The following is a 22,238-nucleotide window of genomic DNA, read 5'->3' as shown; positions in this document are numbered from 1 at the left end:
AGCTAAAATTCATAATATAAATGGCGTTATGATCTGATGAAATTAATAGTGAAAAATTATGACAAATATTTATCGCTGTTATTGGGCGTTGCACAAGGTGTTAAATTCATACTATTAACTTCATCAATCAATATTATTTGTTGCTGCTTTTCTAATTTTAGCTCGGCACCGAGAAGTGCTTTTCGAATTGCGGCGTAATCTGTAATCTCGGCTTGATTGGCTTTTAAGTAGGCACGTGTGGCTCGTAGAGGCTTCAATGCCAGCTTATCAAACTCACTAATTGATTGTTCAAGCTTGTTTAGCTGTGTTTGGTTAATAGCTAGATTGAGAGAATCTAAGTAATACAGCAACAAGCATAGGTTGACGTTTTTACCTAGCTGGTTTTGATAATCCAACAGGCGCGTTTGCATGTCACCTTTGCTATAAAGGTTACATGCAAACTGCCAAAAATCGTTGCTTTTAAGCAAGTTCATCGGCGAATGCCTGCTCTTTTTGTTCCATTTCTTCAAGGGCCATAAGTAGCTCTTCTTCAACATCGTTAAGCTTAGGCGTGAGTGTGGCTTGTTTAGTAATTAACTCTTTAAGCTTGCCTTTATTTTCGTCGTTATAGAGAGTGTTATCGCCTAGCGCCTCTTCAACGTCAGCTAGTTCTGCAGCAAATTTATCTAATTGCTTTTCAAGTTTTTCAATTTGCTTTTTCAGCGGCTGAATCGCTTTTCTAAACTCGGCTTCTAAGCGCTTTTGCTCTTTACGGTTAACTTGTGAATGGGCTTTTGGCTCTTCGTAGGTGTCGTTTTTAGCGGCTTCTTTATTAGCATTAAGCAGCCACTGATAATATGCATCTAGGTCGTAGCCAAATTGGGTGACCTCGCCATTATCAACTAAATAAAATTCATCGGCGGTATTTTTAAGCATATGACGGTCATGCGATACCGTGACCATAGCGCCTTCAAAGCCTTGTAATGCCATAACTAAAGCGTGGCGCATTTCTAAATCAAGGTGGTTGGTTGGCTCATCGAGTAGTAGTAAATTTGGTTTTTGATAAACCAACATAGCCAGTACTAAACGGGCTTTTTCACCGCCTGAAAACGGTGCTACAGGGTCGAGTGCTTTATCGCCTACAAAGGCAAAACCGCCTAAAAAGTCACGCAATGATTGTTCGCTGGCTTTTGGGTTTAAGCGTTGCAGGTGGGTGACGGCACTGGCTTTTAAATCTAGAGACTCCAGTTGATGCTGCGCAAAGTAGCCAATGTTTAAGCCTTGATGCTGAAACACTTCACCTGCTTGAGGTTGTAAGTCACCTGATAGTAATTTAATCAGTGTTGATTTACCTGCGCCATTTCTGCCAAGTAGTGCAATACGGCTGCCTGGTACTAAGTTCAGCTTAATACTGTTTAAAATGGTGACATCGCCATAACCGGCTTTGGCTTTGTCGAGTGTCAATAGCGGATTGGGCAGAGCGGTTGGCTCGGCAAATTCAAAATCAAATGGCGAGTCAACGTGTGCTGGGGCAAGTTTTTCCATTCGCTCTAGCGCTTTAACACGGCTTTGTGCCTGTTTGGCTTTGCTAGCTTTGGCTTTAAAGCGGGTAATGAACTGCTCAAGATGCGCTATTTGTTCTTGTTGTTTTTCAAACATGGCTTGCTGCTGCAATAGGCGCTCAGCTTTTTGGCGTTCAAACTGCGAGTAGTTACCTTTGTACACATTAATAAGTTGTTTATCTATATGCCAAATTTGATCAACCACAGCATCTAAAAACTCACGATCATGAGAAATAAGTACTAGCGTGCCGGTGTAGGCACGTAAAAAACGCTCGAGCCAATACACGGCATCTAAATCTAGGTGGTTTGTTGGCTCATCCAGTAATAGTAAGTCGGCATCGCGAATAAGCGCTTGGGCTAAGTTTAAGCGCATGCGCCAACCACCCGAAAATGCACTAACCGGGTTTTCTATTTGATTATTAGCAAAGCCTAAACCATGTAAAAGCTCACCTGCCTTGGCTTCTATGCTATAGCCTTTAATGTTTTCAAGCTGAATATGCACTTTAGCTTGAGTGTCGCCATCGTTATTTTGCTCGGCTTCACGCAGCGCAATTCGTAGCGCATAATATTCAGGGTGGCCTTGCAGTACGTAATCTATGGCGCTTATTTCAAGGGCGGGGGTTTCTTGCTTTACCGAGGCCAGTGACCAATCTTTAGGAATACTGTAATTACCGCCATCTAACGAAAGCTCAGACTTTAATAAACTAAATAGCGTTGACTTACCACAGCCATTGGCACCAACAAGGCCTACTTTGTGCTCTGGAAATAATGTAGCCGATGCATTTTTTAATAAAGCTTTGCCACCGCGAAGCAGTTCTATTTCTGAGATTTGGATCATAAATACGTTACTTTACTGTGCCTTGATTGAATTGCCGCCATTATAACACGGATCTTATTAGCCATATCAATCGTATCAAGTAGGCAAATATTGCGATAAAATAACGTCAGTCAAAATGGTAGGAAAAGCGAAGTGAAACATAAAAAACGATTTATTGCTGGAGCAACGTGTCCTGAGTGTAAAACCATGGATATGTTAATGCTTTACAAAGAGCACGACGTAGAAAAAGTTGAATGTATGCAGTGTGGCCATAAAATGGCTCAACCAGAGCAGGCTGTGCAGGCATCAACACGCCAATTTGAACAGATCATTGGCGTGTTTAATCCAGGCGATTAGTGCCTTGTTAGTGCTGCTTAATAATGCGGCGGCGGTGGCTCTGGCATATTCGACATCATAGGCTGTGATGACTGCGACTCTTTAAGTTTTTCAGCCAGCAACTCGGTTTGGCGCTTTATTTTTGCCAACTGTTGCTGGTGAACTTTTATTTCATCATTTAAAATTTCAATCGTTTCGTCTTGAAAAGCCACTTTAGCCTCAAGTTCCATTAACCGATGTTCAATTGTGTTCATTTGGTTCTCGTATAATAAAGCGCTCAGCGATTCCGCTTGAGCTTTCAGTTAACAATGATTTACCGTTATCTGTAAATGTCACATCAAGTACCACTGCCGATTTTGGCCTACTGCCTTCTCTTGGGGTCACTTGCCATGTTTGAATTTTTTCACCACTGTTTAGCTGCCATAAATCCACCTGTTTGTTCGGTGAACCGGTTGCTAATAAAGTGCCTTGGTCGTTAAAGCGCACCGCAGTAAAAATTTTCTGACGCGCAATATACTTTAGTTTACTAACAAGGTCACCTGTAGTCAGCTTCCATACATTTGCTTGTGCCATACTGTCGGCGGTAAAAGCATAACGTCCTTGAGGATCTAAAGCGACTCGGGTTACTCGGGTTGGGTGATTAAAGCGATGAATAACTTGTCCACTTTGGGTATCCCATAAGTAGGCCACATAATCGTTTGAGCCGCTCAATGCATAGCGCCCATTAGGTGATAGGTCTACGGTGTTTACTTTATCTTGATGGCCTAAAAATTCAATGCGTCTGCCTGTGTTAAGGTTTATAAATACTACAACGCCATCGCTGCGCCCGTACACAACACTGTTGCCTTGGTTACTAATGGCAATATCGCGGATGCTGGCTTTTTGTATTTTATAAAAGCCTTTATTTTTGCCTGTGGCAATATCCCAAACGGCGAAGGTGGTTTTTTCGGCGGTAACAGCCACGCTATTATCAAAAGCAATGGCTACAGCGTAAACAAGGCTGTCTTGCGCTTGTTGTTGAAACCATTGGTATTTAAGGGCTTGCTGTTGATTATCCCAAAGTGCGACCCCATGATTGATAGAAGACACTAAGCTGTATTGACCATCATGCGAGAGTGCGGATGAGAAAGCACCTTGTGCCGTGTGCTCAAAACTAGCCACTGCTTGTTGTTTTTCATCACTACATGCAATTGTTAATAAACAGCAGGTAGCAACTAAAAAAGTACGAAATAACGACATATTACAGGTATTTCCTCTTAACTCTTCGTGACTGAGAGGTTAGACTAGGTTGCGAAAAACGCCTAGGTTGTTTGTCTAATCACTGGATATGTTTTTAGTTTAGCTATTAAACAAGCAGCCTACCATGTAGGCCGTTAATCTTTAACTAGTAATATTACAATAAATGACAACTGCAAAGTGTGTCGGAGATTTAAAATGAGAAAGACGATTAAATTGTCATTGATTGCAGCGTCAGTTTTAGCGCTTACAGCTTGTAATCAAGAAGCAAAAAAAGAGCAAGCAGACGTTAAACTAGATACTGTAGCGCAACAACAAGCTTACGGTATTGGGGCATCTGTAGGTAACTTTTTAAATAAAGACCTAGCGGATAAAAAAGAAATTGGTATCGAATTAGATCAAGCATTATTAATGCGTGGTTTTGAAGATGCACTTGCCGGTAATGCTAAAATTGACGAAGAAAAAATTCGTGAAGTATTAACAGCATTAGATGAGTCAGTGCGCACTAAACAAGAAGAAAAAGCAAAGGTTGAGTCTGAAAAAAGCAAAGTTGAGGGTGAAAAATACCTAGCTGAGAATGCTAACAAAGAAGGCGTAATGGTTACTGAGTCTGGTTTACAGTACGAAGTATTGAGCCAAGGCGAAGGCGCTAAGCCAGTAGCGACTGACGTGGTTAAAGTACATTATAAAGGTACTCTTTTAGACGGTACTGAATTTGATAGCTCTTATTCACGTAACGAGCCAACAACTTTCCCACTAAACCGTGTTATTCCTGGTTGGACTGAAGGCTTACAGCTTATGCCTGTAGGTTCTAAGTACAAATTTACCATTCCTTCAGACCTTGCTTACGGTGACCGTGATTTAGGTAAAATTCCTGCTAATTCAACACTTATTTTTGAAGTTGAGTTATTAGAAATTCAAAATGATGCAGAAGCTGCCGCTGCAGAATAAGTATTTATATAAAACAAAAAAGGGACCTAGGTCCCTTTTTTATTGCACTGAATAACTGATTAATCTGCGTGATTAGAATATAAGTTATCAATTAACTCATCTTCAAGTGCAAAGCGCGCTTCCAGTGCTTCACCCATTACCGATAGGTCATTATCAAATCCTACTAATAAATCTTCAGCGTCTACTTCAGCGTATTTATCGTTAAAATCCAGAGCAATGTCTGTGGTATCTGAAATACGTGGGTATATAGTATTTGCCAGTTGTTGGCTTTCTAGGCCTTTCTTTTCGCAAGCTTTAGCAATATCGTCGTACACTTCAAAGTGCCCAGCCGATAGATAATCCATCAATATTTGGCAAAAAGCTTGAATTTGAGACGGTTCAGGCAAAGACTGATCTTTTTTCTCGTAAGGTGAAAAGCCTGCAATTTTACAGTAAAGTACAATCAGCTCTTGGCGTTCGTTTAACCAATTGTCGATGACCGTATGGCTACCCCCCCACTTTTGTTGAGCTTTTTCTACACGCTTCAGCATAATTCTTCTCCTAAGCTGGGTTGGATTTTAAATTGGTAATAAAGTTTCTATCATCCAAGATATATTTAATTGGCGTGTATATCAACAAGTAAAATAGATGTAGTACCACAGAGGGTTTTGTTTACGGGTATAAGTTGTAAGTATTTATTGCAGGAAAGAAAAAACCACCAATTACGGTGGTTTAATTTCTTTATTGGACTTGTTTAAACAAGCATTCTTATTTTTATTAGAGATTTTTATTATTTTTATATTAACGATTATTGTTATTGTTATGTTAACGCGGGAGTAACAATATCAAGCTTTTATAAATGTTGCAAATAGTTTAATGAAAAGTTTTTATTATTAACGTTTACTTGATTGTTTTGTGTACAAAACGAAATGAAAACAAAAAATCACTTGATCTGGTGCTACTCTGTGGCGATTTAATCGCTTAGCGATAGAGGGGGGGCAAATATGGTGGTACAATCTTGCACAATTTCTAAAAGCCCTAGGACTCTATACGCTATGAGCGAATTAAAAAACGACCGTTATTTACGTGCCCTTGCCAAGCAACCTGTTGATGTCACGCCAGTATGGATGATGCGTCAAGCTGGACGTTATTTACCTGAATACCGTGCTACACGTGCACAAGCGGGCGATTTTATGAGCCTGTGTAGAAATGCTGAGTTAGCCTGTGAAGTAACATTACAGCCTCTGCGTCGTTACCCATTAGATGCCGCTATTTTATTTAGTGATATTTTAACTATTCCAGATGCAATGGGATTAGGCTTGTACTTTGAAACGGGTGAAGGCCCTAAGTTTGAACGCCCAATTTCATCATTAGCCGATGTTAAAAAAATTCCTAAACTTGATCCTACCGATGAGCTTGGCTATGTAATGAATGCTGTAAGCACTATTCGTCGTGAGCTTAAAGGTGAAGTGCCATTAATTGGTTTCTCGGGTTCACCTTGGACACTTGCAACTTATATGGTTGAAGGCGGAAGTAGTAAGGTTTTTGGTAAAATCAAAAAAATGGCATTTGCTGAGCCACAAACACTGCATTTACTACTTGATAAGCTAGCTGATTCAGTGATTGATTACTTAAACGCGCAAGTTAAAGCGGGTGCACAATCACTGATGATATTTGACTCGTGGGGCGGTGTATTGAGCCCGCGTGACTACAATGAGTTTTCACTACAGTATATGCATAAAATCGTTGATGGTTTAATTCGCGAAAATGATGGCCGTAAAGTACCGGTTACCTTGTTCACTAAAAATGGTGGCCAATGGATTGAGGCAATTGCAGCAACAGGTTGTGATGCAGTAGGCCTAGATTGGACTATTAATATTGGTGATGCAAAACGTCGTGTTGGCGATAAAGTGGCGCTACAAGGCAATATGGACCCTTCAATGCTACACGGCACGCCAGATCGTATTCGCCAAGAAGTGGGTACGATTTTAGAAGACTTTGGCACTGGCAATGGTCATGTATTTAACTTAGGGCATGGTATTACACCAGATGTTGACCCAGAAAATGCGGGTGTATTTATTAACGCTGTGCATGAGCTAAGTGCGCAATATCATAAGTAAGTTATGAACTAACAATAAAAAGCCCGCTAATTAGCGGGCTTTTTTGTGCAAACTATTTTACTTAAGCACTTATTTAAACAAGCGGTTTAAGCCATTTAATGCCGCAACTCGATAAGCTTCTGCCATTGTTGGGTAGTTAAACGTAGTATTTACAAAGTAGTCGATGGTATTGCCACCATTTTTTTGTTCCATTATAGCTTGGCCAATGTGAACAATCTCAGAGGCACGCTCACCAAAGCAATGCACCCCAAGTACTTCCTTGGTTTCTGTATGGAACAATATTTTTAAACTACCCACATCGGTACCTGCAATTTGTGCACGTGCTAAGTGTTTAAATTGCGCACGTCCCACTTCGTACGGTACTTTTGCGGCAGTTAATTGCTGCTCTGTTTTACCTACTGAACTCATTTCAGGAATAGTATAAATACCGGCTGGGATATCAATAATCAGCTTTTCATCGCAGTTACCACAAGCGATGGCATCTGCTGCAATTCGACCTTGGTCAAAGGCAGCACTAGCAAGGCTTGGGTAGCCAATAACATCGCCTACCGCATATACGTTGTCTATTTCTGTTTGGTAGGTTTCGTTTACTTTTACTTGTCCGCGGCTATCTGCTTTTAAGCCAATTGCTTCTAAATTCAATGTATCAGTATTACCAGTACGGCCATTGGCAAATAAAATACAGTCAGCCTTTACACGTTTACCCGATTTTAAATGCATAACAACACAGTCATCGCGGGTTTCAATGCGATCAAATTCTTCGTTATGACGAATAACAATGCCACTATTCCAAAAGTGATAGCTAAGCGCATCAGATATTTCAGCATCCATAAACGCAAGTAGGCGATCGCGAGTATTTACTAAATCAACCTTTGCACCTAGCCCTTTGAAGATAGATGCGTATTCACAACCAATTACACCCGCGCCGTATATAAGTACGCGATGCGGGTCGTGTTCAAGGCCTAAAATTGTGTCACTTTCATAAATACGCGAATGGGTGAAATCAACACCTGGTGGGCGATAAGGTCGTGAGCCGGTAGCAATAACAATAGTTTGTGCAGTTAGGCGTTCAGTTGAACCGTCATTACGTCTAATTTCAATAGTGTGCTTATCAACAAAGCTAGCATCGCCTTGAAACATATGAATGCGATTACGATCGTAAAAGCTGCTGCGTAAGTTTGATTGCTTTGAAATTACCGAACTGGCATGGCGCAAAATATCAGGAAAAGTAAGTCTTACTGGGCGCTCGCCTACGTTAAACAAAGGGTTTGCTTTGTATTCAATGTAGCGACTAACCGAATGACGAAGTGCCTTTGAAGGAATGGTTCCCCAGTGAACACAACCACCACCAACAGCAGTTTGACGTTCAATAACCGCTACTTTTTTGTTGCTTTTAGAGAGGTTCATAGCGGTCCCTTCACCGCCAGGACCCGTGCCAATAATGATTGCATCATATTGGTAGCTCACGGGTACTTTTTTCTTTTCTGGTTGTTTGGCCACAGCCACTCCTATTTTAACTAAAAGAGGCTTTTAATAACCTCGCATTAAGTGCTAGCCATGCCTGCTTTTGTGTTTCCCAGGCGGCTTCAAGCTCGTGATATTGTGCCATTAATGCCGACTTTTCACACTGCTTTGCCATATTATTTTTTTTAGCTTCCAACACTTGTTTTTGTAATGAGCAATAATTTTGCAGCTTTTTAAGCAGCAAATCGTACTCTTGTTGTAATAATGTAAGCTTATCTTGCGCTAAAGGCAATTTTGCAAGACGACCTTGTGTTTTACTCATTAAGGTTTCTGCTTTAGCTTTTTCAATGCGCTCAACCGGTGTGCGCTTTAATTTACTCGCTAAACCAATGGCTGCGAGTGAGCGGATCATCCATTTTGTTGGGTCGTAATGAAACCATTTAATGCCATTGCGGTAATCGCTGGCAAAAATATGATGGAAGTTATGATAACCCTCACCGTAGGTAAACAGTGCTAAAAAGCCATTGTCTCTCGCGGTATTTTTTTCAGTGTAAGGACGTGAACCCCAAATATGTGCTACTGAGTTAATAAAAAAGGTAAAGTGCTGACTCAGCACTAAACGCAATAAGCCTGCTAACAGTAACATGCCCCATACATCACCAAGCATTAAGCCGAGTACTAGCGGTAAACCAACATTCATGGCAATTACCAATTTTAAGTAATGCTTGTGCTGCCACATAACAATTTTATTTCGCTGTAAATCACGACAGTTGCTGTAATCATCGTAGCTGTCGCCTTGGTAGTCGCGAAGCATCCAGCCAATGTGACTGTACCAAAAGCCATTAGTGGCGGCATAAGGGTCTTTAACTGGGTCATCAACTTGACCATGGTGAATTCGATGATCGCTGCTCCAATGCAGCGCACTATTTTGTAGCGCAAAAGCACCACCAAGGGCAAAAATAAATTCAACCGCAGGGTGTGCGTTATAGGTTTTATGTGCCCATAAACGGTGGTAGCCCGCGGTGATCGATAATCCCGCAAAAAACATGCAAGCTACAAAAGCAACCCACTGCGTGCCTGTAAAGCCATAGTTAAACCCATACCAAGGTACAAGTGTAATAGCAGCCAAAAACGTCAGGCTAAAGAAAAGGACGTTGGTCCATATAATTGGTGGTTTTTTCATGTTTATCATTTCTCAGCGTACAACTGTAAGCTAAAATAATATTTCAATCTGCTGCCGTCAAGTATTAGACTGTACTATTAGCTATTTTTTTAATTAAAAATTTATTACAAACTCACTCAGGGAGCTGTTGATGTCGGGTGTTAGAGCACAACAGAAACAAAAAACACGACAAGCATTAATTGAAGCTGCATTTAATCAGCTTAGTGCTGATCATAGCTTTTCTAATTTAAGCTTGCGTGAGGTTGCACGCGAAGCAGGTATTGCGCCTACCTCTTTTTATCGTCACTTTAAAGATATGAACGAGTTGGGCTTAACCATGGTTGATGAAGCGGGTTTAACCCTACGCCAGCTGATGCGCCAAGCACGCAGACGAATAGCCAGTGGTGGCAGTGTAATCAACACCTCTGTGGTTACTTTTATGGAGTTTATTGATAACTCAAGCAATCAGTTTAGACTTTTGTTGCGTGAACGTTCAGGTACCTCAAAAGCATTTAGAGCAGCAGTGGCGCGTGAAGTGAAACACTTTATTTTAGAGCTCGCACATTATTTAGAAAGTGAAACCCCCTGCGATGCTATTCATGCGTATATTCAGGCAGAAGCCATGGTTACTTTGGTATTTAATGCAGGCGCTGAAGCGCTTGATATTGAAGGTCAGCAACGCGATGAACTGATAGAGCGAGTTATATGGCAGTTACGTTATATTACGCGCGGCGCGTCAAATTACGTACGTGCTGAAAATAAAGAATAGATATTAAAAAAAGTTAAAATAAGCGCTGTATTTTACAGCGCTTATTAATTTAAGCCTGCTCCAGGTTTAAATTGGATGTTTTATTCTGTTTACAAGTTTTATTTGAATTTTAAATCCCCAGAAAGTCCCCTTTAATTATTTGTTTGGTATTTTTATGCTTGCGCCAACTGCGTTGCAATGATAAAAATAAGCCTCATTGGACACACACACAAGAAAACAGATGCAAACTATTCGCTTAATTACACTAAACCTAAACCTCTTACTGCTGTGGCAAGTGAGCGGGGATTAGTGTGTTTGCATTGAGTTAAACATTAAAAACCCCGCAACCGCGGGGTTTTTTTTATCTCGCTGTAGGGATAAATCGAAATTTGGGTAACACAGCAATTGAGGGGCAGCTATGCAACAGCAAGATAAAGTATGGATTTTTGATACCACCTTACGTGATGGTGAGCAGGCACTAAAAGCAAGCCTAACAGAAGACGATAAAGTTCAACTGGCGCATACCATTAGCCGCTTAAATGTGGATGTAATGGAAGTGGGGTTTCCGGTGTCGAGCCCAGCTGACTTTCGCTCAGTGCAACGTATTGCCACCGAGGTGAAAGGCCCTATTATTTGTGGCTTAGCTCGCTCGGTTGCCAAAGATATCGAGGCCTGTGGCGATGCGCTGCGCGCTGCACAGCAAAGTCGTATTCATACTTTTATTGCCACCAGCCCGCTTCATCTTGAACACAAGTTGCGTATGAGCCTTGATGATGCAACTGCAATGGCTGTTAAATCTATTAAATTAGCGCGTAACTATACCGATGATGTTGAGTTTTCCTGTGAAGATGCTGGGCGTACACCGCATTGGGATTTATGCAAAATTGTTGAACAAGCAATTAACGCCGGTGCATCAACAATTAATTTGCCAGATACAGTCGGTTTTGTAACTCCAGATGAATACGCAGCAATGATCCGTCATTTAATGAATAACGTGCCAAATATAGATAAAGCGCGTTTAAGTGTGCATTGCCACAACGATTTAGGTTTAGCCGTTGCCAACTCCGTGGCCGCAGTGCAAGCCGGTGCACGCCAAATTGAATGCACCATTAATGGTATAGGTGAGCGTGCGGGGAACTGTTCACTTGAAGAAGTGGCAATGATTATGAAAATGCGCAAAGACCACTTAAACGTATATACCGACATAAAAAGCGAAGAAATTTATCGCGCTTCTCGCCAGGTAGCCAAAATTTGTAATATGCCGGTACAGCCAAATAAAGCGATTGTTGGCGAAAATGCGTTTGCTCACAGCTCAGGTATTCATCAAGACGGTGTATTAAAAGCGCAAAACACTTATGAAATTATGTCACCAGAAAGTGTTGGCGTACCAAGTAATCAGTTAAACATGACCTCACGCTCAGGCCGCCATGTTATAGAACACCGCTTAGAAGAATTAGGCTATCAAAAATCAGATTACGACATGGATAGCTTATACCAAAGTTTCGTTGCGCTGGCTGACCAAAAAGGCACAGTATACGACTATGACCTAGAGGCAATGATTTACTTTAATCAAATTAACGATAAAGACGAAAAGTATCAGTTAGAGTTTGTTAACTCTGCGTCTAATTCACAATCTGTGGCCAGCTCAACCATAGGCTTGCTGATTGATGGCGAAGCAAAACAAGAAGCGGCCACAGGTAATGGCCCTGTTGAAGCTTCGTTTGCTGCTATTGAGCGCTTAACAGGTATGAGTGTTGAAATGATTGAATACAATTTAGAGGCAACTGGCCAAGGCGCCAGCTCATTAGGGCAAGTGAATATTATTGCTAAATATGATGGTCGTCCCTATCACGGTGCTGGTATTGCGGCCGATGTGGTCGAAGCCTCTGTTCGAGCTATGGTTCGGGTTTATAACTTAATTTATCGAGCACAAAAAGTGTCTGATTTAAAACAACAAAGGAAAGCAGGATGAGTAAAACACATTACAGCGTTGCCGTATTAGCAGGCGACGGTATTGGCCCAGAAGTTATGGCAGCTGCAGAGCAAGTACTTGACGCAGTCAGTGATAAATTTGGTTTTACTTTGAACCGTGAGCATCACGCGATTGGCGGCGCAGCCATTGATGAATTTGGCAAAGCACTTCCTGATACAACTTTAAAAGCCTGTGAAAACGCCGATGCTATTTTATTTGGTTCAGTGGGCGGTCCTAAGTGGGAAAACTTGCCACCGAATGAGCAGCCAGAGCGCGCGTCATTGTTACCACTACGCAAACATTTTGGTTTGTTTTGTAACTTACGCCCTGCTCAATTGTTACCCGCATTGAGCGCTGCATCACCACTTCGTGCTGATATTAGCGAAAAAGGCTTTGATATTTTGTGTGTGCGTGAGCTAACCGGCGGTATTTATTTTGGTGAAAAAGGTCGCAGTGGCGAAGGTGCTGAAGAAGCGGCATTTGACACCCAAACATACTCGCGTAAAGAAATTGAGCGTATTGCACGTTTTGCTTTTGAGGCCGCTAAATTGCGCAGCAATCATGTAACCTCGGTTGATAAAGCCAATGTACTGGCATCAAGTGTACTGTGGCGTGAAGTAGTCACCGAAGTGAGTAAAGAGTTTCCTGAGGTGAGCTTAGATTATATTTATGTAGATAATGCAGCGATGCAGCTAGTTAAACAGCCTAGCCAGTTTGATGTATTACTGTGCGATAACTTATTTGGCGACATTTTATCTGACGAATGCGCGATGATCACCGGCTCAATGGGGCTATTACCTTCGGCTAGCTTAAATCAATCAGGCTTTGGCTTGTATGAACCCGCGGGTGGCTCAGCGCCCGATATCGCCGGAAAAGGGGTTGCTAACCCTATTGCACAAATTTTAAGTGCCGCATTAATGTTACGTTATTCGTTAGGACAAGATGAAGCGGCTCGCACCATTGAAAAAGCAGTTGCAGAGGCGGTTGAAGCGGGTGTGGGGACACCTGATATTTATCCGCAGGGCGGCTATACCACCACCGATGTTGCAGCGGCTATTGTTTCACGCATTTAACTATTAAAGCCACAGCACCGTTAGGCTGTGGCTCAATCAGATCAGGGAGTTAGCAAGTGGCTCAAACTTTATACAATAAAATTTGGCAAGCACATACGGTTGCCAGCATCAACGAGCAAACCGATTTACTTTATATTGACCGTCATTTAGTACACGAAGTGACGTCGCCACAAGCATTTGCAGGTTTACGTGAAAAAAATCGTAAAGTGCGCTGTCCAGAAAAAACCATTGCGACCATGGATCATAATGTTTCAACTAAAAGCCGTTCATTAGATGCAGCCAGCGAAGTCTCTAAAAATCAACTAATGGCACTGGATGCAAACTGTAAAGAATTTGGTATTTTGCTGTACGACCTAGATTCAGTAAATCAAGGTATAGTACATGTGATTGGCCCAGAGCAAGGGATCACTTTGCCAGGCACCATCATAGTATGCGGCGATAGTCATACCTCAACCCACGGCGCGTTTGGAGCGCTTGCCCATGGTATTGGAACCTCAGAAGTTGAGCACGTATTAGCTACGCAAACGCTACAGCAAAAAAAGGCTAAGTCGTTAAAAATTCAAATTAACGGTGTGTTACGCCCAACAGTAACTGCTAAAGATTTAATTATGGCGGTTATAGGTAAACTAGGCACTGCTGGTGGTACGGGTTATGTGGCTGAATTTTGTGGTGAAGGCATTGAAGCGCTATCAATGGAAGCGCGCATGACGTTGTGTAATATGAGTATTGAAATGGGTGCCAAGGCCGGTTTAATTGCCCCAGACAAGGTAACGTATGACTACTTAAAAGGGCGCCCATTTGCACCAAAAGGCGCTGATTTTGACGCCGCTGTTGCCTACTGGGAAACTTTAAAAACTGATGATGGCGCAACCTTTGACTTAGAGGTAGAGTTAGATGCCGTTAATATTCAACCACAGATCACCTGGGGGACTAACCCAGAGCAAGTGATTGGCGTTGACGAATGTATTCCAGATCCAGACAAAGAAACCGATTTAATTAAAGCTGATGCCATTCGTAGTGCACTTAAATACATGGGTTTAAAAGCGGGCGATAAGTTATCAACTGCCAAAGTAGACACAGTATTTATTGGCTCATGCACCAACAGCCGCATTGAAGATTTACGCGCCGCAGCAAAAATAGTTGAAGGCAAGCAAGTGGTTGCTGGCATTGAAGCATTAATTGTTCCAGGCTCAGGCTTGGTTAAACAACAAGCAGAAGATGAAGGCCTTGCCGACATATTTAAAGCTGCAGGATTTGAATGGCGTGAGCCAGGTTGTTCTATGTGTTTAGCAATGAATGACGACCGTTTAGGCGCAGGTAAACGCTGTGCATCTACATCTAACCGTAATTTTGAAGGACGCCAAGGGCGAGGCGGGCGTACACACTTAGTGAGCCCAGCAATGGCGGCAGCGGCAGCAATACATGGCCACTTTGTTGATATTAGAGGAGAAGCCTAATGAGCATCTATTTTAGTGGCTTAATGGCCCCACTTGATAAAAACAACGTCGATACCGACCAAATTATTCCTAAGCAGTTTTTAACTTCAACCAGCCGTGATGGTTTTGATGCTGCGCTATTTTACGATTGGCGTTATTTAGATAATGGCGAGCCAAACCCTGATTTTATTTTGAACCGACCCTGCTATCAAGGCGCGCAAATACTACTAACCCGTGACAACTTTGGCTGTGGTTCATCACGTGAACACGCCCCATGGGCGCTTAAACAATACGGTTTTGAAGTGATTTTGGCTGAAAGTTTTGCTGATATTTTCTTTAATAACTGTGGCAATAACCAAATGCTTGCCATTGCACTGCCAGCGCAAATCTTAGAAGACTTATTTGTGTTAAGTGAGCAGCATGACGATATTTACATTGATGTGGATCTTGAAAACCAGCAATTATGCAGCAATAAATTTGCGCCAATCAGCTTTGATATTCGCAATGATGTGAAAGAGCGTTTATTAAGTGGCTTAGACTTTATTGGTGTAACCGAGACCCTAAATCCGCAAATTGATGCGTTTGAAGCAAAACTTGCCGCTGAGCGTCCTTGGCAATAACCTGATTTTTCCATGTGAACCTAAACGCGGCGAAAGCCGTGTTTTTACTTGTATGAAAACCTAAAATTTTCAGTTGAAACTATATTTCTAATCAGTTTACGTTAAACATATTAAGGTGTACTCTTTTCATTAAGTAAAGGGAAAGCCTCTAGCAATTTATCACTTCATTACTGCTTTTCTTAGGATAATTTTAATACTTAACTCTATCAATAACAAAGGATGTAAAATATGCAATCAACTGAACGACGCTGGGTTTATTTTTATGATTTTCATTTGAGGTCTTACCCTGATGATGCCCCTCAATTCGATTTTGATGAAGTGTTAGATAAAGTTGAGCATATTTGGAAAAATGGAAAAGCTGTACATCAATATAGAAAAAATGAAATAACTATAAGGGTCAAAGATTTCAAAAGAATAGATGGATTTGTGATGCTTTTACTGCATGCATCTGATGTCAAAGCTACTGATCCAGCATTTTCGAACACTCAAACTGGTGCCGTTAGAGTTGAAGTCAAGAAAAAGTTTGAAGGTATTGGCGCAGCCTGTCATGTTTTATTTAGTCTTGATTGTATAAAGGAGAAGAAAGGTTGGCACCTCTCTGTAATTGAGGAAGTTACAGGTTTACCAAAGTCTACAATTGAACAGTTTTTAACTCGCCTCTTTCAAATAAGTTGTAAGTCAACCTATAAAAAGCCAGGCAGTAAAAGCAAGGAAGGGAATATCTGTAGGCCTATGGCTTCTTTTAATGGCCACGCTAGCTCTACATTGCAGAACTCTCTAAAACATAGCTCTTTGCAAGGGATAACTTTATTAAATAATAATGATGGCAATTTTATTGATGATAATAAAGAACTGAGAATGTCAGAACAAGCTATCAAGTTAAGAGTTTCAGGGAAGCCAACAGGAAGCAAAGCATTGGAGTTGATAAAAAAAGCTACAAGTTTTGGTAAGGAAAAAAATTACGACGAAGTGAGGGTGCAGTATTCTGAGGTCGTATCCGAAGAGGTAACAACGAATGAAAAAGGTGAGAAAAAGACTAGGCAAGTAAAGAAACAACGAACTATGCCTTTCAATTCCAAAGAAGCTGACATTGCGAACTTACTTTTTACTAAGTCAGAACTAATTGAATTAAATAATAAAATAGGTCAATGTGAAAATAATATACACAAAGAGCTCGCAAATAATATGAAGAAGATGCTTGAAAAGGCTATAAAATAAAATGGATATAATATGCAAGTTACTTGCCCCAATGCGCTATTTGAAGATTAGTAATAGGCAGAAAAGGTTAGTTGACTTTGTGATTCCAATCATTATAGCAATTTTAACCTGTCTAATATTTTATTTCCTACCAAGGCCGATTGCTGTATTGGGTGATAAAGGAATGATTCACTCAGTGAGTGGTTTTCTGCAAGTGTTGACCGGTTTTTACATTGCAGCCCTCGGCGCAATAGCTACTTTTCCAAACCCCAACATAGATTCACCAACTGATGGCATACCTTTAAAACTTGATGATAAAGTGTTAAGTCGAAGACAATTTTTATCATACATGTTTGGTTTTCTATCATTTGTTAGCTTCCTATTGGTATTTTTTAGCAAAATAGTTATTAGTGCAGGAAGCAATATCGAACTACTTTTAAATTCTTTTAATTCTATCTACTTAAATACACTTAAGTATTTGTTTTTATTTGTTTATGTATATTCTATTTCATTGATTATGTTGACAACTTTTTTTGGTCTTTATTACCTAACGGAAAAGATACATGAAGAGAAGACTGAATTTACAAGTGAAGTTGGAGACGTAAAAGGTGAACCAAAGAATAAAAGTGAGTTTTAACAATTTAGAGCAGCTTTAACGAAACTAATCATTATGGTTAGATTTATTCTTACTCGCCGTATAGCAGCTTATCGTAATTGTTTTCTTTATGTCCATTAAACCATTAGCCTAAGCTAAAATTTTATTTAGGGATACATTATGAAATTATTAACAGCTGCAGCACTAATGCTTGCATCAACCGCTGCAATAGCACGCCCAGCACCTTTAGTATCAATTCCAAGCCATGATGGCTTTTTTGATAACATTGCTGCCCATTGTGGTAAAGCTTTTGAAGGTAAAGTAACGGTTGATAATGCCACAGGGCCGAGTTCATTTGCCGATAAAAAATTAGTTATGCATGTGCGTAAGTGTAATGAACGTGAGCTACAAGTGCCGTTTCATGTGGGTGATGATGCCTCACGTACGTGGATCATTACTAAAACAGGCAGTGGGTTGAGTTTAAAGCACGATCACCGCCATCAAGATGGCAGCGATGATGTGTCTACTATGTATGGTGGTCATACGCTTGATGCGGGTTTTGCTAACATGCAGTCATTCCCTGCTGATCAGTATTCAAAAGAGTTATTTGTTAGCCAAGGCATACCACAATCGGTAGGCAATACATGGCAAATGTATATTTATCCTGAAAAGTTTACTTACCGACTCATTCGCCAAGGTCGCGAATTCCGCGTTGACTTTGATTTAACTAAGCCTATCACACCACCGGCTGCGCCGTGGGGATATAGCGTTAACTAAACTCAGCGTCAGTAAAGCCACTGGCTGTTTTAATACTCAGTGGCTTACTGAAAAGTAAAGAGGGGTTATTTTTTTGAGGTTTTTTCTGCGGGTATTTCACACTGCACAAATACACTCAGTGGTGGCTGATAAGCGCGTGGTTTAGTTGGAAAACGTTCATACTCTTGCACCCCTTCGGTTACTTTTAACATAAAAGGGTTATCGCGACATAAGCGGTTAGCGTGGCGCAATAAAAACACACTTTGGTTTTTAAAATGTGGGTAGTCATCAGATTGGATCTCTAGATGATAGTTGTTAGTGTCTATTTGAGTTTGTTTGTAATGCACCTTTTCATCAAAGTCATATAGCCGCTGCATTTCAGTTTGTTCTGCCGACACATTCAAACATGCTGTTAAAAACACCCAGCTAATACTTCCATATAGATAATGATTAGCTTTTCTACTCATAAACCTTTAACTCCATCTTGATATTGGGTAGTGTGATCAGCATATCTATTACACCCGTTATTATATAAGTCTAACACCCAAAAAGGGGAAATGTGATGTTCAAGCAAATTAAACAGCTTTTTTCGAGTATTGATCAGCAAGATTATGATATTGAACAACATGATTTAAAAACAGCGGTTGCAGCGTTATTAATTGAAGTAATGCGAGCGGATAACGATTTACAGGCAGATGAACAACATACGCTAAGTCTGACATTAAAAAAATATTTTGATTTAACTGATGAAGCAGTAGATGAGTTAACCGAACAAGCAAGCTCAAGTTTAGATGATGCCATTGATTATTTTCAATTTTCTAAGCAAATTAATAATCAATGCAGTGCACAGCAACGTATTGATATAGTTGAGCTACTTTGGCGCTTGGCGTACGCGGATGGTGAACTTGATCCTCAAGAAGAGTACGTTATTCGTCGTGTTGCAAACTTGTTGTATGTTACCCATGAAGACTTTATTGCTGCAAAGCTTGCAGCAACAAAGTTATAGCCGCTGCTTATTTTAGCTTACTCGCTACGCTAACTAACTGCTGTGCAAGGCCGGCCACTTTTTCAGCGGTAGCGGGGTCGTTAATACGGCCATTTTCGTCTAATAAAGTATGAATAGCCGGTACTGCCAGTTGGTTAGCTAATACTAAGCTGCCAATGCCAGATAAAATATCACGCACGTGATTCAACCCACGTAAGCCGCCAAGTCCACCCGGTGATGCTGCATATAAAGCGGTTACTTTATTTGCAAATGCAGGCTCTGCACCTTGTTCGGTGCGCGACGCCCAATCAATGGCATTTTTTAACACTGCGGTGATAGAACCATTATATTCTGGGCTGGCCAGTAAAATACCATCTGCTGTGCGCAGCTTGTCTTTTAATTGTTGTACGCCGGCCGGTGTGCCTTGTGCTTCTAAATCTTCATCAAACATAGGTATGGCTAAGTCTGCGAGTTTGATCACTTCCACTTCAGCGCCACTTTCTAGTGCAAAACGAGCTGCTTCATTAATAAGTTTTTGATTAAAGCTGTCTTTACGTAAGCTACCTGCTAGGGCAATAATTTTTGGTGTAGTCATGAGCTGATCCTAATGTTGATTGTGTACAGCAGTGACTTTAACAAATAATTGCTTGCAGAAAAGCCAAATAAACGCAAAACTTGTGTGCGTATATGCACAATTTAAAAAGTGGTTACTATGGCAATTCAATTTGATGATTGGCAAGATCTTAAGGTTGCTTATGAGGTGGCGCGTTTAGGCACTTTAACTGCAGCTGCCGAAGCACTAGATATTCATCACAGTACGGTGCTCAGGCGAATAAATAACTTAGAGAAAAGCTTAGATGCGCGATTATTCCACCGACATGCTCGTGGCTACAAAGTCACAGAGATTGGCGCTAAGTTATTTACCACAGCACAAGCAATTAATGGTGAGCTAGAACGCTTACACAGTGACATAATTGCAGCAGATAGTACCTTACAAGGTAGCTTGTTACTTACCACTGTGAGTGGTTTTATAGATGTATTAAGTGAGGTATGTGAGCAGTTTCAGACCTTGCATCCGCAAGTGCAATTACAAGTGATTATGGATCAAAAGCGTTTGCGCTTAGACCATGGCCAAGCACATATCGCTGTAAGAGCAGGGCCCAGGCCGGATGAAGGTGATTATATTGCTCAGCATTTAGCGGCACTCTCGTCAGGATTTTATGCTTCAAAACATTACATAAATCGTTATGGCTTGCCACAAACGTTAGCACAACTCTCGGTGCATAATTTTGTATCAGGAGTCGCGGGTTATAATGGCAAAGTGCCTTATTTTGCGTGGGTTGATGAAAATATTCCCTCGTCGCAAGTTAAACTTAGAGTATCAGAAACCTCAGAGGCTACTCGCGCCATCGTTAAGGGGCTAGGGATTGGCGGATTACAACATGATGTTGCAGCGCAATACTCTGATTTAGTGCCTGTATTACCTAACGAACTAAGTTGGCCTACTGACTTATGGTTAGTGACGCACCATTTAGTGCATCGTACTGCGAAAGTGCAAGCGTTTAGTCAGTTATTAAAAACCTATTTTAAGCAGCGTAAATTAAGTTAAAAAAGCTACAACGACTTTTTTATAGAAATACCCAAGCGCTTGGCTAGCCGCGTTAAGTTAGCGCGGTCGACCTGTAAACTTCGCGCTGTGCTTGCCCAGTTATAATTATGTTGTTTAAGTTGCTGTATAATAAGCTGCTGAGTGTAAGTATCGGTGGCTTGTTTTAACGAAATGTTGTTTGTTAAAGGTGTGGTTGCAAGCTGGTTTGAGTGTTCAAGATCTAAGGTGTTAATAGCGTTTAAATTTAGCTCGCAATGCTCTGGCTCAATAGTAATAATTGGCTGCTGCCATTGATGCTGTTTAGCTTTTAATGCGGCGCGATTAATAACATGTTCCAGCTCTCTTACATTGCCAGGCCAGTCATATTTTTTTAGCAGTAATTGCGTTTCAATGCTGAGTTTTAGCTGTTTAATCGCAAGCTTGCGAGCTGTTTTTTCCAAAAAATAACCGGCTAATAAAATAACATCTTCATCACGGGCTTTTAAAGGCGCTACGCTTAACGGGTACACACTTAGGCGATGATATAAGTCGGCGCGAAATCGCCCCTGTTCTACTTCGTGTTTCAAGTCACGGTTAGTGGCTGCAATCACTCTAACATCAACATATTTAAGTTCGTCTTCACCAACGGTTTGTACTTCGCCACTTTGCAGTACCCGTAATAATTTACTTTGCATTGCCAGTGGTAGCTCGCCTATTTCATCCAAAAATAAGGTACCGCCATCGGCTAATTGAAACTTACCTTGGCGAGCATTTTGTGCCCCCGTAAAGGCGCCTTTTGCATGGCCAAAAAATTCACTTTCGGCGAGGTTTTCAGGCAGTGATGCACAATTTAAATGGATCAATGGCTGATCTTTGCGTGCTGAATGCAAGTGAATATTACGCGCCACCAACTCTTTGCCGACCCCAGTATCACCTAAAATTAATACACTAAAATTAGAGGCTGCAACCAGCTTTATTTCGTTTTTAAGGGTTTGTATTACTGGGCTTTGGCCAATAATTTCACCACCATCACGCTTGAGCGCCTCACGGTTTAACGCTTGTACTAATTCACTTGAGTGCTGGGCATGTTGTTTGTAATGGGCAAGCTCTAGGGCTGTTTTAAAGTGCGCACTGCACAAGGTTTGTAAGGTATTAAGCGTATCAGCGGTAATGCCGTCAAACGCATCAGCGTTTAGGCTATCAAAGGTCAAAATACCAAGCAGCGAATCTTTATCATAAAGCGGTAACCCTAAGCAGGCATGCACTGGAATATCACCCGTTTTAGCTAGTAGTAAGCCGTCATATGGGTCTGGGAGCGGGCAGTCATGTGCAAATTGCAGTGCCAAGCGGTGATTACAAATAGCATCAAGGCGAGGATGCTCTGCAATGTTAAAGCGCCTGCCTAAGCTATCAGGCATTAAACCTTTAATCGCTAAAGGCTTTAATTGCTCGCCTTGGCGAATTAACAAAGCGCTAGCATCACTTGGAATAACACGTTCAACTGTGGCTAAGAGCTGCTCAAAACTGTGGGCATGTAAGGTGCTTTGTGCAAGCTCCAAGGCAACTTGAGTCAGGTTGAATTGCTGGTTCATGTCAAAATGACCTGTTAGTGTATTTAATTGGTTTTTATAGTAGGTCATAAAGACTCTTTTTGTAAAGTGA

23 protein-coding genes are annotated in these 22,238 nt (G+C 41.2%); 13 read left to right on the top strand and 10 right to left on the bottom strand.

Annotated elements, in window-relative coordinates; all coding sequences use genetic code 11:
- Nucleotides 1–56: 56 nt before the first annotated feature.
- On the bottom strand, nt 57–473 hold the full coding sequence (locus FHG08_RS03020; protein WP_010392333.1) for a TIGR02444 family protein: 417 nt from the start codon (nt 471–473) through the stop codon (nt 57–59).
- Complete coding sequence (locus tag FHG08_RS03015) at nt 460–2,379, bottom strand: ATP-binding cassette domain-containing protein (protein ID WP_178956754.1); 1,920 nt, start codon at nt 2,377–2,379, stop codon at nt 460–462. Before FHG08_RS03015 ends, FHG08_RS03020 begins: the two co-directional genes overlap by 14 nt.
- Nucleotides 2,380–2,511: 132 nt before the next feature.
- Between FHG08_RS03015 and FHG08_RS03010 the strand changes: the two genes are divergently transcribed.
- Complete coding sequence (locus tag FHG08_RS03010) at nt 2,512–2,715, top strand: YheV family putative zinc ribbon protein (RefSeq protein WP_008114218.1); 204 nt, start codon at nt 2,512–2,514, stop codon at nt 2,713–2,715.
- 17 nt (nt 2,716–2,732) lie between these two features.
- On the opposite strand, the gene FHG08_RS03005 is transcribed toward FHG08_RS03010, so the two are convergent.
- Entirely contained in the window at nt 2,733–2,948 is a 216-nt protein-coding gene (locus FHG08_RS03005; protein WP_008465625.1) for a SlyX family protein, read from the bottom strand.
- Complete coding sequence (locus FHG08_RS03000; protein WP_178956753.1) at nt 2,935–3,933, bottom strand: WD40 repeat domain-containing protein; 999 nt, start codon at nt 3,931–3,933, stop codon at nt 2,935–2,937. Before FHG08_RS03000 ends, FHG08_RS03005 begins: the two co-directional genes overlap by 14 nt.
- A gap of 195 nt (nt 3,934–4,128) precedes the next feature.
- On the opposite strand from FHG08_RS03000, the gene fkpA reads away from it, so the two are divergent.
- Nucleotides 4,129–4,881 (top strand): FKBP-type peptidyl-prolyl cis-trans isomerase, encoded by a 753-nt coding sequence (gene fkpA / locus FHG08_RS02995; protein WP_138608400.1) that lies wholly within the window; start codon nt 4,129–4,131, stop codon nt 4,879–4,881.
- A 59-nt stretch (nt 4,882–4,940) separates the two neighbouring features.
- Here the strand turns inward: fkpA and rsd are convergent, their stop codons facing one another.
- The gene (rsd, locus tag FHG08_RS02990) at nt 4,941–5,411 is read right to left on the bottom strand and encodes a sigma D regulator (RefSeq protein WP_138608398.1); all 471 of its coding nucleotides are present in this window, start codon (nt 5,409–5,411) and stop codon (nt 4,941–4,943) included.
- Nucleotides 5,412–5,915: 504 nt separating this feature from the next.
- Between rsd and hemE the strand changes: the two genes are divergently transcribed.
- On the top strand, nt 5,916–6,980 hold the full coding sequence (gene hemE / locus FHG08_RS02985) for a uroporphyrinogen decarboxylase (RefSeq protein ID WP_008114207.1): 1,065 nt from the start codon (nt 5,916–5,918) through the stop codon (nt 6,978–6,980).
- Between the two features lie 69 nt (nt 6,981–7,049).
- Here hemE and sthA read toward each other — a convergent pair whose 3' ends face one another.
- On the bottom strand, nt 7,050–8,480 hold the full coding sequence (gene sthA / locus FHG08_RS02980; protein ID WP_008114205.1) for a Si-specific NAD(P)(+) transhydrogenase: 1,431 nt from the start codon (nt 8,478–8,480) through the stop codon (nt 7,050–7,052).
- A gap of 13 nt (nt 8,481–8,493) precedes the next feature.
- A complete protein-coding gene (locus tag FHG08_RS02975) occupies nt 8,494–9,627 on the bottom strand; it encodes a fatty acid desaturase (RefSeq protein ID WP_008114204.1) in 1,134 nt (377 codons plus the stop codon).
- Between the two features lie 130 nt (nt 9,628–9,757).
- Here FHG08_RS02975 and fabR point away from each other — a divergent pair, with 130 nt between their 5' ends.
- From fabR to FHG08_RS02935, 8 genes are all read left to right on the top strand, one after another.
- Entirely contained in the window at nt 9,758–10,375 is a 618-nt protein-coding gene (gene fabR / locus FHG08_RS02970; RefSeq protein ID WP_008114202.1) for an HTH-type transcriptional repressor FabR, read from the top strand.
- Nucleotides 10,376–10,772: 397 nt separating this feature from the next.
- Nucleotides 10,773–12,326, top strand: a complete 1,554-nt coding sequence (leuA, locus tag FHG08_RS02965) for a 2-isopropylmalate synthase (protein ID WP_010392352.1) — start codon at nt 10,773–10,775, stop codon at nt 12,324–12,326.
- Nucleotides 12,323–13,399: a 3-isopropylmalate dehydrogenase gene (gene leuB / locus FHG08_RS02960; protein ID WP_055012752.1), complete on the top strand. Its 1,077-nt coding sequence runs from the start codon at nt 12,323–12,325 to the stop codon at nt 13,397–13,399. The genes leuA and leuB overlap by 4 nt, the downstream gene beginning before the upstream one ends.
- A 56-nt stretch (nt 13,400–13,455) precedes the next feature.
- Nucleotides 13,456–14,856: a 3-isopropylmalate dehydratase large subunit gene (gene leuC / locus FHG08_RS02955; RefSeq protein ID WP_178956752.1), complete on the top strand. Its 1,401-nt coding sequence runs from the start codon at nt 13,456–13,458 to the stop codon at nt 14,854–14,856.
- Nucleotides 14,856–15,455 carry a 3-isopropylmalate dehydratase small subunit gene (gene leuD / locus FHG08_RS02950; protein WP_178956751.1) on the top strand — a complete coding sequence of 200 codons (600 nt, stop codon included), beginning with the start codon at nt 14,856–14,858 and terminating at the stop codon, nt 15,453–15,455. The genes leuC and leuD overlap by 1 nt, the downstream gene beginning before the upstream one ends.
- 228 nt (nt 15,456–15,683) lie before the next feature.
- Nucleotides 15,684–16,673, top strand: coding sequence for a hypothetical protein (locus FHG08_RS02945; RefSeq protein ID WP_178956750.1), 990 nt, complete (start codon nt 15,684–15,686; stop codon nt 16,671–16,673).
- Nucleotide 16,674: 1 nt separating this feature from the next.
- Complete coding sequence (locus FHG08_RS02940; RefSeq protein WP_178956749.1) at nt 16,675–17,289, top strand: hypothetical protein; 615 nt, start codon at nt 16,675–16,677, stop codon at nt 17,287–17,289.
- A gap of 138 nt (nt 17,290–17,427) precedes the next feature.
- On the top strand, nt 17,428–18,024 hold the full coding sequence (locus FHG08_RS02935; protein ID WP_178956748.1) for a hypothetical protein: 597 nt from the start codon (nt 17,428–17,430) through the stop codon (nt 18,022–18,024).
- A 65-nt stretch (nt 18,025–18,089) separates the two neighbouring features.
- Here the strand turns inward: FHG08_RS02935 and FHG08_RS02930 are convergent, their stop codons facing one another.
- On the bottom strand, nt 18,090–18,470 hold the full coding sequence (locus FHG08_RS02930) for a hypothetical protein (RefSeq protein ID WP_138608386.1): 381 nt from the start codon (nt 18,468–18,470) through the stop codon (nt 18,090–18,092).
- 95 nt (nt 18,471–18,565) lie between these two features.
- Here FHG08_RS02930 and FHG08_RS02925 point away from each other — a divergent pair, with 95 nt between their 5' ends.
- Nucleotides 18,566–19,009 carry a TerB family tellurite resistance protein gene (locus FHG08_RS02925; RefSeq protein WP_138608384.1) on the top strand — a complete coding sequence of 148 codons (444 nt, stop codon included), beginning with the start codon at nt 18,566–18,568 and terminating at the stop codon, nt 19,007–19,009.
- A 7-nt stretch (nt 19,010–19,016) separates the two neighbouring features.
- Here FHG08_RS02925 and FHG08_RS02920 read toward each other — a convergent pair whose 3' ends face one another.
- The gene (locus tag FHG08_RS02920) at nt 19,017–19,583 is read right to left on the bottom strand and encodes an NADPH-dependent FMN reductase (protein WP_138608382.1); all 567 of its coding nucleotides are present in this window, start codon (nt 19,581–19,583) and stop codon (nt 19,017–19,019) included.
- 117 nt (nt 19,584–19,700) lie between these two features.
- Here FHG08_RS02920 and FHG08_RS02915 point away from each other — a divergent pair, with 117 nt between their 5' ends.
- Complete coding sequence (locus tag FHG08_RS02915) at nt 19,701–20,597, top strand: LysR family transcriptional regulator (RefSeq protein WP_178956747.1); 897 nt, start codon at nt 19,701–19,703, stop codon at nt 20,595–20,597.
- Nucleotides 20,598–20,602: 5 nt separating this feature from the next.
- Here the strand turns inward: FHG08_RS02915 and norR are convergent, their stop codons facing one another.
- Entirely contained in the window at nt 20,603–22,168 is a 1,566-nt protein-coding gene (norR, locus tag FHG08_RS02910) for a nitric oxide reductase transcriptional regulator NorR (RefSeq protein ID WP_178956874.1), read from the bottom strand.
- Between the last annotated feature and the right edge of the window lie 70 nt (nt 22,169–22,238).

The organism is Pseudoalteromonas sp. Scap03, from assembly GCF_013393115.1.
Taxonomy (GTDB): domain Bacteria; phylum Pseudomonadota; class Gammaproteobacteria; order Enterobacterales; family Alteromonadaceae; genus Pseudoalteromonas.
This window is presented reverse-complemented; position numbering and strand designations above follow the sequence as displayed.

Excerpts from the sequence above, each read along its gene's own strand:
- FHG08_RS03020 (WP_010392333.1), bottom strand. The coding sequence starts at position 473 with ATGAACTTGCTTAAAAGCAACGATTTTTGGCAGTTTGCATGTAACCTT.
- FHG08_RS03015 (WP_178956754.1), bottom strand. The coding sequence starts at position 2,379 with ATGATCCAAATCTCAGAAATAGAACTGCTTCGCGGTGGCAAAGCTTTA.
- FHG08_RS03005 (WP_008465625.1), bottom strand. The coding sequence starts at position 2,948 with ATGAACACAATTGAACATCGGTTAATGGAACTTGAGGCTAAAGTGGCT.
- FHG08_RS03000 (WP_178956753.1), bottom strand. The coding sequence starts at position 3,933 with ATGTCGTTATTTCGTACTTTTTTAGTTGCTACCTGCTGTTTATTAACA.
- fkpA (WP_138608400.1), top strand. The coding sequence starts at position 4,129 with ATGAGAAAGACGATTAAATTGTCATTGATTGCAGCGTCAGTTTTAGCG.
- rsd (WP_138608398.1), bottom strand. The coding sequence starts at position 5,411 with ATGCTGAAGCGTGTAGAAAAAGCTCAACAAAAGTGGGGGGGTAGCCAT.
- hemE (WP_008114207.1), top strand. The coding sequence starts at position 5,916 with ATGAGCGAATTAAAAAACGACCGTTATTTACGTGCCCTTGCCAAGCAA.
- FHG08_RS02975 (WP_008114204.1), bottom strand. The coding sequence starts at position 9,627 with ATGAAAAAACCACCAATTATATGGACCAACGTCCTTTTCTTTAGCCTG.
- fabR (WP_008114202.1), top strand. The coding sequence starts at position 9,758 with ATGTCGGGTGTTAGAGCACAACAGAAACAAAAAACACGACAAGCATTA.
- leuA (WP_010392352.1), top strand. The coding sequence starts at position 10,773 with ATGCAACAGCAAGATAAAGTATGGATTTTTGATACCACCTTACGTGAT.
- leuB (WP_055012752.1), top strand. The coding sequence starts at position 12,323 with ATGAGTAAAACACATTACAGCGTTGCCGTATTAGCAGGCGACGGTATT.
- leuD (WP_178956751.1), top strand. The coding sequence starts at position 14,856 with ATGAGCATCTATTTTAGTGGCTTAATGGCCCCACTTGATAAAAACAAC.
- FHG08_RS02945 (WP_178956750.1), top strand. The coding sequence starts at position 15,684 with ATGCAATCAACTGAACGACGCTGGGTTTATTTTTATGATTTTCATTTG.
- FHG08_RS02940 (WP_178956749.1), top strand. The coding sequence starts at position 16,675 with ATGGATATAATATGCAAGTTACTTGCCCCAATGCGCTATTTGAAGATT.
- FHG08_RS02935 (WP_178956748.1), top strand. The coding sequence starts at position 17,428 with ATGAAATTATTAACAGCTGCAGCACTAATGCTTGCATCAACCGCTGCA.
- FHG08_RS02930 (WP_138608386.1), bottom strand. The coding sequence starts at position 18,470 with ATGAGTAGAAAAGCTAATCATTATCTATATGGAAGTATTAGCTGGGTG.
- FHG08_RS02925 (WP_138608384.1), top strand. The coding sequence starts at position 18,566 with ATGTTCAAGCAAATTAAACAGCTTTTTTCGAGTATTGATCAGCAAGAT.
- FHG08_RS02920 (WP_138608382.1), bottom strand. The coding sequence starts at position 19,583 with ATGACTACACCAAAAATTATTGCCCTAGCAGGTAGCTTACGTAAAGAC.
- FHG08_RS02915 (WP_178956747.1), top strand. The coding sequence starts at position 19,701 with ATGGCAATTCAATTTGATGATTGGCAAGATCTTAAGGTTGCTTATGAG.
- norR (WP_178956874.1), bottom strand. The coding sequence starts at position 22,168 with ATGAACCAGCAATTCAACCTGACTCAAGTTGCCTTGGAGCTTGCACAA.